Annotated in this window: 11 protein-coding genes; 7 read left to right on the top strand and 4 right to left on the bottom strand. The window is 72.1% G+C overall.

All coding sequences use genetic code 11. The features are described 5' to 3' along the window. Positions 1–327: 327 nt before the first annotated feature. A complete protein-coding gene (locus tag WME76_RS29325) occupies positions 328–2,199 on the bottom strand; it encodes a HEAT repeat domain-containing protein (RefSeq protein WP_437955567.1) in 1,872 nt (623 codons plus the stop codon). A 153-nt stretch (positions 2,200–2,352) separates the two neighbouring features. Between WME76_RS29325 and WME76_RS29320 the strand changes: the two genes are divergently transcribed. Beyond that, the gene (locus WME76_RS29320) at positions 2,353–3,618 is read left to right on the top strand and encodes a glycosyl hydrolase family 18 protein (RefSeq protein ID WP_437955566.1); all 1,266 of its coding nucleotides are present in this window, start codon (positions 2,353–2,355) and stop codon (positions 3,616–3,618) included. 30 nt (positions 3,619–3,648) lie between these two features. Here WME76_RS29320 and WME76_RS29315 read toward each other — a convergent pair whose 3' ends face one another. After that, complete coding sequence (locus WME76_RS29315; RefSeq protein WP_437955565.1) at positions 3,649–4,734, bottom strand: acyltransferase family protein; 1,086 nt, start codon at positions 4,732–4,734, stop codon at positions 3,649–3,651. Between the two features lie 367 nt (positions 4,735–5,101). Here WME76_RS29315 and WME76_RS29310 point away from each other — a divergent pair, with 367 nt between their 5' ends. From WME76_RS29310 to WME76_RS29290, 5 genes are all read left to right on the top strand, one after another. Next, the gene (locus WME76_RS29310) at positions 5,102–5,680 is read left to right on the top strand and encodes a thioredoxin family protein (RefSeq protein WP_437955564.1); all 579 of its coding nucleotides are present in this window, start codon (positions 5,102–5,104) and stop codon (positions 5,678–5,680) included. Between the two features lie 301 nt (positions 5,681–5,981). Continuing rightward, on the top strand, positions 5,982–6,242 hold the full coding sequence (locus WME76_RS29305) for a hypothetical protein (RefSeq protein ID WP_437955563.1): 261 nt from the start codon (positions 5,982–5,984) through the stop codon (positions 6,240–6,242). Further along, positions 6,239–6,481: a type II toxin-antitoxin system RelE family toxin gene (locus WME76_RS29300; RefSeq protein WP_437955562.1), complete on the top strand. Its 243-nt coding sequence runs from the start codon at positions 6,239–6,241 to the stop codon at positions 6,479–6,481. Before WME76_RS29305 ends, WME76_RS29300 begins: the two co-directional genes overlap by 4 nt. 770 nt (positions 6,482–7,251) lie before the next feature. Continuing rightward, the gene (locus tag WME76_RS29295; protein ID WP_437955561.1) at positions 7,252–7,959 is read left to right on the top strand and encodes a hypothetical protein; all 708 of its coding nucleotides are present in this window, start codon (positions 7,252–7,254) and stop codon (positions 7,957–7,959) included. Between the two features lie 537 nt (positions 7,960–8,496). Further along, positions 8,497–8,721 (top strand): hypothetical protein, encoded by a 225-nt coding sequence (locus WME76_RS29290; protein ID WP_437955560.1) that lies wholly within the window; start codon positions 8,497–8,499, stop codon positions 8,719–8,721. Between the two features lie 165 nt (positions 8,722–8,886). On the opposite strand, the gene WME76_RS29285 is transcribed toward WME76_RS29290, so the two are convergent. Both WME76_RS29285 and WME76_RS29280 read right to left on the bottom strand, forming a co-directional pair. Next, positions 8,887–10,395 carry a hypothetical protein gene (locus WME76_RS29285; protein WP_437955559.1) on the bottom strand — a complete coding sequence of 503 codons (1,509 nt, stop codon included), beginning with the start codon at positions 10,393–10,395 and terminating at the stop codon, positions 8,887–8,889. A 2-nt stretch (positions 10,396–10,397) separates the two neighbouring features. Next, positions 10,398–12,614: an SUMF1/EgtB/PvdO family nonheme iron enzyme gene (locus WME76_RS29280; protein ID WP_437955558.1), complete on the bottom strand. Its 2,217-nt coding sequence runs from the start codon at positions 12,612–12,614 to the stop codon at positions 10,398–10,400. A 500-nt stretch (positions 12,615–13,114) separates the two neighbouring features. On the opposite strand from WME76_RS29280, the gene WME76_RS29275 reads away from it, so the two are divergent. Then, positions 13,115–14,572, top strand: coding sequence for a porin (locus WME76_RS29275; protein WP_437955557.1), 1,458 nt, complete (start codon positions 13,115–13,117; stop codon positions 14,570–14,572). Positions 14,573–14,578: the final 6 nt, after the last annotated feature.

The following is a 14,578-nucleotide window of genomic DNA, read 5'->3' as shown; positions in this document are numbered from 1 at the left end:
GACGGCGGTTTCCCAGCGCTCCCCCAAGCGCTCCGTCCGCTTTCATGTTTACGACATCATGCACCGAGAAGCTCTCGGGATGAGTTGGATTGGCGCGTGCAGGGTATCCCGACTGGAGGCCGCCGTGCACCCCCTGCGGCACACGCGAGAACCAAAGTCGTTAGGGAATCCCCCTTGCCGCGGTGCGCAATCGCAGGGTTGCTCGTCTGAGGCGGTTTTTCCTGCGTGAGCGGGGGTGGGGGCAGGGCGCCGGTTTTTGCCTCTGTCCAGACAGGTGACCACCCCGGCTCGGCTGGCGGTCGGCGGGCGGCGGGGTCGATCGAGCGCTCAGTGGCTGATGCCGCGACTCTGGAGGATCTCGCGCACCACGGCCTGCGTGGAGGTCGGCAGATCGGCGAGCGAGCTGCGGGCGAGCTCCACGAACTTCATGCCGCGCGCGCGCTTGAGCGCCTCGACGGCGGCGGCGCGCTCCTCGGCGCCCTCGTGCTGGAGGATGCCGAGCAGCAGCTCGCCGGCCTCGAGGGTGTCTATCTTCGCGATCGCGCGGACGGCGCTGGCGCGGACGGCGGGCGCCTGGGACTCGCGGTAGATGCGGGCGAGCGGGTCGAAGGCGTGGGCGAAGCGGAGCTCCTCGAGCGCGCGCGCGGCCTCGTGGACGACGGTGGGGTCGGGGTCGACGAGCGCGTCGCGCAGCGTGATGAACGTGCGCTTGTAGAGGAAGCGGGAGAGCGCGCGGACGACGGCCACCCGGATCTTCGGCTCGGGGCGGCGGAACAGGTGCTCGAGCGGCGAGAGGATCGTGTAGAGCTCGACCGTCGCGAGCTGCTCGGCGAGGCTGATGAGCTGTTGCGCGGGCGACCGCGAGGCGGGCGCGGCATCGGGGGTCGCGCCTTCGACGGCGAGCGCGGTCAGCCGGGCGAGCATGGCGCGGCGGCGGGTGACCTCGGACCACTGCGCCGGGTCGAGGACGATGTCGCCGCACGCCTGGCTCGCGCTGCCGGCCTGCTCCCACTCGACCAGATCGATGTGCCAGACGTCGGGGAAGCCGAGCTCGTGGCGGAGGTGCGCCGGCAGCGGCGAGGCGTCGATCGGCAGGTCCTGCGCGTCGACGTAGCGGCCGCCGGCGCGGGCGTAGTGCTTCTTGCGGGTCTCCTCGAGCGGGAGCTGCGTGAGGGCGCGGTAGACGCCCCCCACCTTGCTGTACTGCCCCGCCTCGCCGAGCGCGATCACCGCGGCGAGCAGCGCGTTCTCGGCGATCTCGGGCGGGGCGGCGCGCTTCTGCGAGACGGCGGACACCTCCTGCCAGAGGCGGGCCTGCGTGAGCACGGCGAAGTTGGCGACGGCGGCGAGGCCCTCCTTGCGGGCGTACGTGGCCATCTCGCGGGCGAGCGTGGCGGCGGCGGAGATCTCGCCCTGCTTCTCGGCCGCGGCGACAGCCTCCTCGTAGGACTGGAGCGCGTAGTAGCGCAGGTGGTCCTCGCGCAGGATGCGGATGACGTTCACGTAGCCCTCGAGGACGTGCTCGAAGGCGCGGCTCTCGCGCCCGACGGCGATGAGGACCTGGTAGCAGTCGAAGGCGCGCTCGCGCTGGCCGATGGTCTCGTACCGGTCGGCGGCCTCCTCGAGCAGGTGGACGGAGGCGAAGACGGCCTCGCGCGCGGCCGCGGCGTCGCCGGTGCGGAGCGAGGTGCGGGCGAGGTTGAAGCGGGCGAGGCCGGCGGCGTAGAGGTCGCTGCCCGACGAGGAGAGGAGCTGGGCGAGGCGCGACCAGAGGGCGCGGGCGCGCGCGAAGTCCTGGCCGCGCTCGCGGGCGATGGCGGCCTGCGCGACGAGGCCGGCGGCCTCGTACTCGTCGGCGGCGCGGGCGTAGAGCCGCTTCTGCCGCTCGGGGTCCTGCTCGCGCTCGGCCCAGGCGAGCATGGTGCGGGCGCGGTCGATCGGCGGCACGTGCGCGATGAGGTGGCGCTGGCCGTGCTCGCTGCCCGCGTACCAGGCGACGGTGAGCGCGCTGCGGTGGTCGCCCAGCCGGACGAGCACGTCGCGGAGCTCGTCCGTCATGGCGACGTAGTCCTCCTCGCGCGCGATGGTGTGCTGGAGGGCGCTGAAGAGCGCGTCGCGCGCGCGGGAGAGATCGCTCCTGGCCAGCGCGGAGCGGGCCTCGTCGCGGAGCTCGTGCAGGGGGCGGACGCCTTGGGTCATGCGCGCAGCGAGCGTAGTACAACGCCGCGGCGCCGGCGCGCGGCGATGGAGGAACCGTCAAACGGCGCATCGCGGGCGCGGCGTGAGGCGCCCTCCGGAACGGCGAGATCCCGCCTGACGCTGCGGCGGGCGGTCTGTTACAGCGCGGCCGACATGAAGCTGTTTCCTCTGGCTCTGCCGATCACCTGCGCCGCTGCGTCCGTCCTCTCCTGCGGCGACGCGGGCCAGCGCACGCCGCTGGTCCTCGACGCGCCGGGCGCCGAGCTGGCCGCGCCGGGCGCGCCCGAAGCGCCCGACGTGTCCAGCGTGTCCAACGTTGGGCGCGCCGCTCCGCCGCGCGATGCGTCGTCAGGCGATCACCGCTTCTGCGGCTGGCTGCACGAGTTCCTCGGGGATCCCGCGTCGACGGAGCTCGGGTACGACACCTTCGCGGCCCACGCCGGGGCGTTCGACGCCGTCCACCCGAAGTGGTGGCGCGTCGCCTCGCCGACGACGTTCGAGAACCACCCGCGCGGCCGGGCGACGCCGTTCGCGGGCTTCCACGACCGGCGCGTCCTCGACGCGACGACGGCCGGCGGAGAGCGCACCCGGCTCGTCCCGCTCGTCGCCGCGGTCGACAGGCCCGACGTCGTCGCGGTGCACGCGATGATCCACGACCCCGCGCTCCGGGCGCAGCACGTGGCGGGCCTCGTCGCGATCGTGATGGAGAACGGCTACGACGGGATCGACGTCGACTACGAGCACCTCGCGTCCGTGCTCGGGCCGGGCGAGACGGTCGAGGCCGAGCGGTCGGCGTTCTCGGCGTTCATCGACGCGCTCTCGCGGGCGCTGCACGCGCGCGGAAAGACGCTCTCGCTCGCGGTCCCCGCGGTCGCGTCCGCGAGGGGCGTGTTCGACTACGAGGCGCTGAGCGCCTCGGCGGATCACGTGCACGTGATGAGCTACGACTACCACTGGGGCGGCGGGCCGCACGCGGGCCCGGTCGCGCCGCTCGGGTGGCTGAAGCGGACCGTCGCGTACATCGGGGGGATCGACGGCGGCGCGCGCCGGGAGAAGTTCATCCTCGGGCTGCCGAACTACGGCCTGGTGGGGCCGGCGTCGCCGGAGGGCGGGGGCGCCGTGGTCGGGTGTGAGCCGCTCAGCAAGTGCCGGGAGCTCGCGGGCGACGGTTACGCGACGAGCACCGACCACATGAGCCGGTGCTCCGAGGACGGGGGAGAGCGGTTCGCGCCGGGGAGGGCGCCGAACCGGGTGCTCGCGAGCGGCGAGCACCTCTTCTTCGAGGATCTCGGGTCGCTCGAGGAGAAGGTCGTCGCCGCGCGGCAGGGCGGGCTCGGCGGGGTGACGTACTGGAGCATCGGCGGCGAGCCGGGCGGCGCGGCGTTCTTCTCGATGATCGAGCGCCACTTCCCGAGGTGATCGCGGCGCGTGACGCCGCCCCGCGGCGCCTCAGACCCTGAGGAAGATGCCCCGCCGGTGGAGGGGGTAGAGGAGCACGAGCCAGAGGGCGACCGCCGCGAGCGCGAAGGCGAGGGAGGCGTTCAGCGGCGAGAGCCACGACGCGAACAGGCGCGAGTACAGGAGCTCCAGCGCGCTCGTCCTCGCGCCGTCGTCTCCGGTGCTGGTCACGAAGAAGAGCAGGTGTCCCATCATGGTCGAGCCCACGTAGGCTGCGATGGGGTTGGCGCCGAAGATCAGGAATGGCGCGCCCCACCGCTGCCATCGCTTCACGTCGACGATCCACATGCAGGCGGCGAGGACGACCGCGGCCACGCCGGCGGTGAACAGCGCGAACGAGCTCGAGTAGAGGCTGCGGTTCCAGGGGAACGCGCGGCTCCAGAGCAGGCCCAGCGCGATCCCCGCGGCGCCGGCGGCGAGGAGCCCGGCGATGCGCGCGCGGAGCCCGGCGGTCGCGGTCAGCCAGCGGCCGGCGAGGCCCCCCAGCATCACGGTCATCGCCGCGGGGAGGGTGGCGAGGACGCCCATCGCGTCCCAGCCCTTGCGCGCGATGTGCCCTCCGAGGAGAGCGCGGTCCACGAGGGCGGGCAGCGTCCGGTGCGGGTCGTCGAGCGGATAGCGCCGCAGGACGAGCCAGTAGCCGATCAGGGCCGCGGCGATGATCACGGCCTGCTGCCGGGCCGTGGTCCTGAGGCTGAGGAGCGCGGCGAGCATGTACGCGGCGCCGATGCGCTGGAGCACGCCCGGGATGCGCAGCTCGGTGAGGCGCTCTGCGGGGAAGAACGGGAACGCGGAGAGAAACAGCCCGAGCAGGATGAAGATCGCGCCGCGCCGGACGATCTGCCGGGCGAGCTCGCCGTCGGTCGCGCCCCGCGCGCGGCGCGCCGACAGCGAGATGTGCAGGGTCACGCCGATGATGAAGAGGAAGGCGGGAAATATCGTGTCGGCGAGTGTGCAGCCGTCCCAATGGGAGTGGGCCAGGGGCGGATAGATGGCCGGGAAGCTGTCCTGGAAATTGACGAGGAGCATCGCGACGATCGTGATGCCACGGAAGATGTCCAGCGATTTGAGTCGCATCCGAAGAATGTAGTGCGCATGGATCGATGGGCCACGGAAGCGTGGCTATCTCGTGCGCTGTCGGTCAGCGGCATTGCTCCTGTGGCTCTCTGTTCGCGGGTGTCTGGCGTGCCCGGTTGTTCGGAGGTTCGATGGCGGGGGGACTGAGGAAGCCGCCCGCAAGCGGCCGGCCGCCCGACAGCCGCCCTCGGCCGCCCGACAGTCCTAGCGCCCCGCCCGAGGGGCGCGCCGAGCCCGCGGCGGCCGGGGCGGGGAGCGGCCGCGCTGCTTCGCCGGCCGCGCTGCGGCGCCCGTGTGCGTGGCGCGGGTGTTCCTGCCGTCCCGCGTGGTATGGTGCGCGCCGTTACAGCGATAGGAGAATCCTGCCATGGCACGCACCCCGTCCACGATGCTCGAGCTGGGCACCCCGGCGCCCGACTTCCGGCTTCCGGATTACACCGGAAAGCAGGTGGCGCTGTCGGACTTCACCAGGGAGCGGGCGCTCCTCGTGATGTTCATCTGCAATCATTGTCCGTTCGTCAAGCACGTCCGCCACGAGCTCGCGAAGCTGCGGCGCGATTACCGCCCGGAGGATGTGGCCATCGTGGCCATCAACTCGAACGACATCGCTGCTTATCCGGCGGACAACGCCGAGGCGATGGCGCGGGAGGCGCGCGAGTTCGGCTACACCTTCCCGTACCTGCTCGACGAGTCGCAGCAGGTCGCCAAGGCCTACCGTGCCGCCTGCACGCCGGACTTCTACCTCTTCGGCCCGGATCGCCGGCTGGTCTACCGCGGCCAGCTCGACGACAGCCGCCCTGGCAATGACGTCCCGGTGACTGGCCGCGATCTCCGCGCCGCGATCGACGCGGCGCTCGCGTCGGCGCCCATCCCCTCGGATCAGCGCCCGAGCATCGGGTGCAACATCAAGTGGAAGCCCGGCAATGAGCCGGAGTATTACGGATGAAGTTCCTGGGAAATTCGACGGCCTGACGCTGCGGAAGGATCCGGTCCTTCGGGCATTCCGGCTTGTGCCGGTAGTCCACGGCGAGCACATCTCGGAAGAGGAGCGCGAGGCGGTTGCGGCCGCTGCGGGCGGCCCCTGGATACCCGGCGAGAAAGTGACGGCCGAGATCGGCGGCGGGCGGAAGCTGGGGGCGGCTCGTGGCTCGTGGTGGGCTCTCCGCCAGAGCATTCCGGCTCGCCGTGCGCATTTTCCATGCTCGGCGCCGTCGATCCGGGGAGGGGCGCGTAGTACCCTCCCGGACATGAGCCCCCGACGAGACAGCGCCGCCCCCGCCAGGAAGCCCGTGATCCCCGAGGACGACCCGGTCTGGCAGGCCGTGCTGCGCGCGCCGACGCGCTACGACGAGGAGATCAGCGACGAGGAGCGTGCCGCGGTGGCGGCTGGCGCGAATGCCCCGGGGATCCCGCGCGAAGAGGTCATCGCGGAGCTCCGGAGGAGAGCGGAGGCCGAAGGCGCAGGCGCCGAGTTCGATGAGCTGATGCGGGCGCGCCGTCATCGATGACCTGGCGAGTCGAGTGGACGCCGCAGGGCACCGTCTCGCTTCAGCGGATCCCATGGCAGGACGGTGAGCGCATCGACGCGGCCGTCCAGCGCTTCGCAGCTACCTCAGAGGGCGACGCATACCGGCTTCCCGGAGACGACATCACGACGGTGCGGCTCGCCGTCGGTTCCTACCGCGTCCGCGCCACGTTCGACCCATGGGACGGCACGATGCGGGTCTGGTGGGTGTACCGGGTGTAGCGCGCCCCGCGGCCGGCGATACGGAGCGCTACCAGTGCTCCTGCGTTCGTGACCTCTACTCGCACGCGCAGATCCCGCCGTGGTGTGAGCAGCATCCGCGTCGTGGCGTGGAGCAGGTTGGCGACACGCTGCCGTCGCAGCAGCAGACACGGCCGACGTTCTGAGCAGCGCGCTCCCGAGCCTCGGCGGCGCGCTCCGCCGCGTGCTGCCGCTCCCGCGCCGACTCGGAGGCGGCATCGCGCAGCCTAGTGAGCGTGTTCCGCAGGGAGGCCGCCTCGTAGGCGTCGTCCGTCGCGGCGAAGATAAGGCGCTCGGTCTCCGGGTTGCAGACGCCACGCGGACAAGCCTGGCGGAGCGCCTGCTCGCGGCCCGACGGCGTCATCGCGCGGTAGCGCTGGACCCGCGGGTCACGTGGCGGCGCGGCCGCGGTTGGCCGTGTCGGTGTGGTCGGCCCGACCGCGATCCGGGCGCTTGAAGCCGAGGCTGACGCCACCGAAGCCGGTGGAGCCGCTGCGGTCTGCTGCTGCACTAGGGGGCGCGCTCTCGGCGACCGGCGCGGCACCATCACGGCCGTGGCCACCGCGAAGGAGAGCGAGCCCGCCGTCAAAAGCGCGGCCATGACCGCGCATCCAGTACCTATGGCCCGATCGCCGTCCCCCATGGGCGGCAGTCTACAACTGATCGGACGGCGGCGGTGCGAGCGCCAGATGCGCGTCGCTCCGAGCACCAAACGGCAGTCAGTCGCCTCCCGATGCTGGTAGCCTGATTGCATGGGGGACGACAACCCGATGCGTTGCGCGCGGTGCGACATGCGGGCGCCGGAGGGGCAGACCTACTGCGACGCGTGCCAGCGGGTGCGGCGCGCCCAAGCGGCCGACGACGACGCGGGCTGGGGCGGGCTCACGTTCATTCAGAAGACTGGCGTCGTACTTCTGTTGTCCGCGATGTTCGCGTTTCTCGTGTCGAAGGGATTCGACGACCTGCCGGCGCCCAGCGGCCCGCGTCGGAACCCGGACGCCGACACGTTCGTCAGGGCCGTGAGTGCGAACCAGGCGGTTCGCGAGCGCCAGGAGCGAGAGCAGCGGGAGCGCGAGCGGAAGCAGGAGAAGGCGCGCCTCGCGGCCATCGAAGCGGCCAGGCCACCGGCGGAGCGCGCCGTCCTCGCGACCGAGGCCCTCACAAGCGACGGCGGTGACGCGAAGAAAGCCTACTGCCGCGCCCGGGAGTTGCTTGACCCGATCGAGCCCAAGGACAGAGGAGCAGCGGACGTCCGCAAGGCGCTGTCGCTCATGAGGTCGAAGGCGGCTCTTGTGCTGCAGACCGAGCGCGCCGCCTTCGAGAAGACGCGCGGGCTGATGTGCCGCGACGGCACAATGAGCCTCACCTGCCGCTGCCATGGGCCGCACCGCGGATGCTGTTCCCATCACCGCGGCGTCTCGGGCTGCGAGCCGCTACCGACGGAGGTCTCCTGCCCGTAGCCGGCGCGCGCAGTGCAAGGGGCTCAAGCGCGCCACGGTCGATGACGATCCGGGGCTCGCCGAGACCCAGCGTGGGCCGGCGTGTCGGGCGAAGCTGCTCGCGGTCGACGCGTCAAGCTGGGCGCCGAGGTGTGGCGCCCGGCATGCGATGTGATGTTCGTCGGGGCCGGACGGCTATGTGTGCCCATTTTTGAATGAACATTCAATGATGTCTGTCCGAGGCTCTCGCCGGCAGGCGAGTGGCTGAGCGTCAAGACGGCGCGAAGTCTGCCGCGGCTCGGGAATGACCTGTACCCGACCGGGATGCCGACGTTCCCTCGGCATCCCCACTGGGGGGGCTCCCCCGGTGCCCGCCGCGCGCGTCGTGGCGATGGCGAGCGCGTGGTACCGAAGCCCACGGCCCAGCTCGCAAAGCCTGAAGGCGACCTCAACAGCACACGTGTCGGCCATCCCTCCAGGCGCAACGTGTTCTTCTCCCGCCAGGCGCACGGGTGTACGCTCCATCGGTCAGCCGCTCAGCGCGGCCGAGGAGGAACGATGTCATCCTACGAGACCAAGTTCGTGGAGGCGGACAACGCCGAGAAGCTGACGGAGCTGGTGCAAGCGGCGGAGCACGAAGGTTGGGAGTTCGTCTCCTCGCAGATCACGATGGTGTGGGTGAATGCTCCGCCGCACCGTGAGGGAGCGCCGGCCGGTCATGTCCAGAAGTGCATGCTCGCGGCCTTGCGCCGCCCCATGACATTTGGCGAGCAGAGCAAGTGAAGCCCCCGTCGCCGTCCGCCTCGTTGCCCTGCGGCTCAGCCTCCGCGGCTCCCCTCCTCCCCCATCCATCCCCGTAGGCCCGAGGAGGGAGGTGCCGCTGCACGGCGCCTGGGGGATGGGCCGATGTCTGAGCATGTGCCTTGAGCCTCACCCGCAGGGTAAGGCTCAAGGCACATGCGAGTTCGGCGGGGCCCCCAGGCGCCGTGCAGCGGCACCTCCCTCCTCGGGCCGGTCCTGCCGGTCCTGCCGGTCTTTCTCCCCGAGAATGGCCTTCGCCGCGCTCGCCCGCGCCGCCCCGCTCGCCACCGTCGCGTGGTCGACGACCCAGTGCGCGTCCAGCAGATCCAGGTAATCGAGGTCGAGCTGCCCCCCGGAAGGCAGCATGAACACCGCCGAGATGTGCGCGTGGTTGCGCACCGCCTGCACCATGTCCCGCGGAATGTAGAGCGCCGCGTGCGTGAACAGGTGCACCACCGGCGTCCGCGGGTCGTGGTGCCGCGTCAGATCGAGATCCGTCGCGAGCTCCGCGAACACCCGCGCCGGGTTCCTCCCGCGCTCCCCCTTGAACGACAGGAGGTGCGCCGTCGGGAGCTGCCCGTTCTTCGCGCGGTAGAGCTCGTAGAGGCGCGCGTCGAAGAAGCGGAACGCCACGTCCTCGCCCTCCAGGAGCAGCCGCTTGCCCGTCGCGATCGCCATCCCCCGGGCGAACGTCTGCCGGTCCCCACGCATCGAGGCCGACGCGTCGATCAGCAGGTAATGAATGCGCTTCTGCTCGTCCCGGCTCTGCTCGCGCGAGAAATACAGCACCTCGTTGTCCGCGATCCGGCGCGCCAGCTCCATGTCGTCCCAGGCGAGCTCCGTCAGCACCATGCTGTCGATCGAGCCGCGCGTGCCCAGCCCCGAGTAGCCGTGCGCCGCCGTCGTGCCCGCCGCCGGGCGCGTCTTCGTCTCGAGCACGCTCGGCAGGATCTCCAGCGAGAAATTCACGATGTCGTTCGCCTCGGGCGACGACAGCGCCGCGAGCAGGTCGACCTGGGCGAGCGCCCCGGCCGACGCCTCCGAGCCCAGCATGCCGAACAGCCGCAGCGTCTCGATGTCGAGCGCGTCCGACATCGTGAGCACGTAGAGCCGCGAGACGTCGAGCGCCTCCAGCGCCCGCTGCTCGAAATCGCGCCGCGCCGACAGGAACAGCCCGCGGAGCTGCGGCTCGATCCCGTCGAAGAGCGCCGCGTCCACCGGCAGCATCGCCCGGTACGCCGGCGGCGTGTGCGTGCGCGCCGCGACAGCGCCGAACAGGCGCGACAGCACCACCGTGACAAGATCGTCGTTCATCCGGAGCTGCGACGCCCCGCGCGCCGCCTCGCTCTCGGCGAGCTCCCGCAGCACCGCCCGGTACCCCTCCAGGATGCGCTCCGCGTCGCGGAGCCGGGTCGCGAGCTCCCTCGGCTCGCACCGCGGGCCGAGCTCGAGCTGCTCGCGCGGCGTCGAGAAGAGCAGCCCCGCGTCGTGCACCATCGCGAACGGCAGGACCACCCCGAGCCGCTCCAGGCTCTGGTGCCAGCGGATCGCGCGCAGCGCGAGCGACGAGCTCAGCGGCCTGACCTGCGAGAACGCGAGCGTGCCGAGCGGGCCGGCGATCGAGGGGTTCGCGAGCTGCGACGCGGGGACGGGCACGGCTACAGGTTCGTCACGCAGCGGAAGCCGATGCCCGGCGCGCTCGCCGTCGCCACCTGGTGGTAGCGGAACGCCGGGTTGAGCCAGAGCGGGACCCCGCCGTTGTAGCCGCCGCCCCGGATCGCCTTGCGATCGCCGGCCGGCGCGCCCTTCGGGTTCACCTGCTCCTCGTCCTTGTAGGTCTCGAACCAGTCCGCGGTCCACTCCCACACGTTGCCGACGACGTCGTCGGCGCCGAACCTCGTCTTGCCCTTCGGGAACGAGCCGACCGGCGCCGTGCCGAAGAAGCCGTCGTCGGCGTCGTACATGCGCGTGGTCGGCCGGAGCCCCCGCGCCTTCTCCCACGCCGTGCACTCGACCCCGCACGCGTTCATGAAGGTCTGGTCCCCGGGCTCGTCGCCCCAGGGGAACCTGCGCCCGTCGGAGCCGCGCGCCGCGTACTCCCACTCGGCCTCGGTCGGCAGGCGCTTGCCGTGGACCTCGCAGTAGGCGTCCGCCAGGCTCCACGGCACGCAGTTGATCGGGTGCTTCTCGAGCGCTGGCTTGCCGAAGGTGCAGAGCTCGGCGAGGGCGGTCAGCGTCTTCTGGTGCTCGGCGGCGGACACCCCGTCCTGCTTCGGGAAATCGGGCGTGGTCGGCGGCCGCTTGCACTCCCCCTTGTCCGAGCACGCCTTGTAGTCGCCCGCGGTCACCTCGTGGACGTCGATGCAGAACGTGTCGAGCGTCACCTTGTGCGCGGGCTGCCACAGCCTGAAATCCGGCTCGTCGGAGCCCATGAAGAACTTGCCGCCCGGCACGAGCACCATGCCAGAAGGACACTCGGTCCGGCGCGCGGCCGACGCGGCCGACGCGACCGGCACGGCCGCGGCGCTCGCCGTCGCGATCGCGGACGCTGTCGCGACCGGGGCGCTCCGCGACGCGTCCTCCGCCGCGGGCGGCGCGCCGCGGAGCAGGCTCCACGCGAGGGCCCCGCCGGCCGCGAGCACGGCCGCGGCGCCCCCGAGCGCCAGCGCGCCGCGCGACCGCGGCGCCGCCGTGGTCGTGGGCCGCTGTGTCCCCGCGTCGTTCGCGGTGCCGCCCGTCGTGCTCACCTCGGCCCCGGACGCCGGCGGCGCGGAGGCGGCCGTCCCCGGCGCCGGCGCGGTCGGGGGCGCCGCCATCGTCGGCGCGACCTGCGGCCAGGACATCCGCGGGGCGGAGACGCGGGCCGTCGGCGCGCCGGACGAGGGCCCCTGCGCCCCGCCGCCCGTGACCGCCCAGCCCGGGTTGTCCGGGAAGACCGCCCGGTGCAGCGCGGCCCAGAAGCGGCCCATGGTCGGGAAGCGATCGGCCGGCGCCACGGCGAGCGCCTTCGCGAAGACCACCTCGAGCTCGTCGCTGACGGCGAGCCCCATCGTCCGCGGGGTCGGCCGGCGCGACGGATCGCGGCTCGCGACAGCGAGCTGGAGGTAGTCGTCGCCCTCCAGCGCCGGCGCGCCGCCCAGCATCACCTCGATCATGATGAGCGCCATCGCGAACACGTCGGTCCAGGGGCCGGTCGCCCCGTGGGTGCGGCTGAACTGCTCGGGCGCGCCGTAGCTCGGCGTGAACGCGGTGATGTCCTTGCCCGTGTGGGCGAGCGCCGTCGCCGCCGCCGCGTGCTCGGCCATCACCTTGGCGATGCCGAAGTCGAGCACCTTCACGAACGTGGAGGCGTCGCGCGGGGGGCCGATGACGAACAGGTTCGCCGGCTTGATGTCGCGGTGCGCGATGCCCCGCGAGTGCACGAGCTCGAGCGCGACCGCCGCGGACTCGAGCAGCGCGACCGTCGCGTACAGGTCGCGCGCCGGCAGCCCTCGAGTCGCCTCCTCGTGGAGGACCCGATCGAGCGGCTTGCCGTCGAGCCACTCGAGGACCATGTAGGGCAGCCACTGCCCGTCCGGCGCGTTGAACGTGCCGATGTCGCGCGCCTGGACGATCGCGGCCGAGCGGCTGGAGAGCTCGGCCATGAGCTTGCCCTCCTGGATGAACGACTGGAGGAGCTGGTCGCGCTGCTCCGGCGGCGCGCCCGCGAGGAGGGTGAAGCACTTCAGGGCGACGGGCTGCTTCCAGATGACGTGCTCGGCCTTGTAGACGACGCTGAAGCCGCCTTCGCCGACGGCGTGGTCGATCCTGTACTTGTCGGCGATGAGGGTGCCGGAGATGTCGAGCGGATCGCGGCGGTCCGGGTTCTGGCTCATGAAGTCCCTGCGCAGCGCGGCGGGGCGCCGGTCGAGCGTCTCGCGCCTGCGTCGAGGCCATCTTAGTGGGCCCGCCGTCGGTTGGAACCCTCTCGCGCACCCGCCGCCCTCGCCGCCCCCGGCGCTCGCCGCGCGCCGCGCCGCCTCGGAGCAGCGCAGCCGCGGGGCGCGGCGCGCCGTCGTGCGTCCGATATGACGGATGGGATCGACTGCGATGTGTGGCAGCGCACGCGTCGGATCTCGGCCCGCACAGCGCGTCCTGCGATGCTTGACAGCGATCGTCGTCCGTTATATTGGACGTTTCACGGTGGCTCCCCGCTGGTGCCGCTGCTGCCCGGCTGCGCGCTGGTGCCAGCGGCCCGGCGTCTGTGCGCGTGGCGCGAAGCGCAGGCCCGGGAGCGATGGTCGGCCGCTGGCGAGGGCGTGGTGCGCCCTCGCGCGGGCGGCCGTGCCTGCCGGACGCGTCGTCGGCAGACGGTTTGATCCGAGGATAAGCCGCTTTGAAATCGATCAACGGAACGAAGTCGCACACGATCTATGCGGCGGCGGCGCTCTCGCTCGCCGCCGCCGCGCTCCCCTCGCAGGCGTCTGCGCAGGCGCCCGCGGCGCCGCCAGCGCCCCCCGCCCCGCCAGCCGCTGCCGCCCCGGCAGCGGCCACGGTGGCGGCCCCGGCGCCCGGTCAGGCCGTGGCGGCGGGCGGCGTCGAGGAGCTGAATCGCCGGGTCGCGGAGCTCGAGCAGCAGCAGCGCGCGCTGCAGGAGCGCCTCGACGCCGAGCGCCGGGCGGCGGCCGAGGCGGCGGCGAGCGCCGCGGCGAGGCAGGCGCAGGCGGCGAAGGACAAGGCCGGCGAGGCCAGCGTGACGGCCGCGCCGGGGAAGGGCTTCACCGTCAAGACGGCGGACGGCGGCTTCTCGTCCACGATCCGGGCCCGCGTGCAGATCCGCGAGACGTTCACGCACACGGACGAGGACGACACGCACGAGATCAACGTGAGGACGGTGCGCCTCACGACGAACGGCCATTTCATCTCTCCCGATCTCAAGTACAACGTGCAGCTCGCCTTCGGCGGCAACGACTTCGAGAGGGACAGCCCCTCTCCCATCTTCGACGCCTTCGTCGAGTACACAGGGATCCGCGATCTCAACGTGCGCGTCGGCCAGTTCCTCGCCCCGTTCGACCGGGCGCGGACCCTGCGCGAGGTTTCTATCCAGCAAACCGAGCGCCCGATCGCCGTCCGCGAGTTCAACCTCGATCGCGACGTCGGCCTGATGGTCTCGTCGCCCGATCTCTTCGGCCTGGGAGGCAAGCTGTCGTACAACCTCTTCCTTGGCGGCGGCGAGGGGCGCAATCGCTTCGGCGCCCAGGAGCACGGCCCGCTCGCGGTGGCGCGGCTCGCCGTCCGCCCGTTCGGAGCGTTCGACGACGACCAGGACGGCGACCTCACGCGCGAGGCGAAGCCCCGGCTCGCGGTGGGCGTCACGGGCGCTTACAACCACCAGACCAACCGCCAGAACAGCACCTTCGGCACGACGCTCACGCTCGGCGCGGCCGACTACCTGCACGGCGCGGCCGATCTCGTCTTCAAATACGCGGGCTTCTCGCTCGCGGCCGAGGCCGTCGCGCGCCACGCCGAGCGGGATTCCTTCGAGGGCGAGGCCGACGGCGCGCCCGTGCAGGAGTGGACCCGGTCGGGTTACGGCTACTTCGCCCAGGCGGGTTACCTGCTGACCGACCACCTCGAGGTCGCCGCGCGCTGGGACCAGATCTTCGCGGAGCGCGGCACCGATCCGAAGCTCGTCGATCTCGTCGCCGCGCAGGGCAAGCAGGTCGGCGGCGGGCTCAATTACTATCTGAACGGCTATGCCCTGAAGGTCCAGGGCGACTATTTCTACATCTTCGGCGAGGACGCCTCCGAGGGCCGCCACGTCGCCCGCCTCCAGCTCGACGCGAGCTTCTGAAGCGGA

The organism is Sorangium sp. So ce119, from assembly GCF_051524405.1.
Lineage (GTDB): Bacteria > Myxococcota_A > Polyangia > Polyangiales > Polyangiaceae > Sorangium > Sorangium cellulosum_G.
The sequence above is the reverse complement of the archived record's forward strand: the minus strand, read 5'-3'. Positions and strand labels throughout refer to the sequence as shown.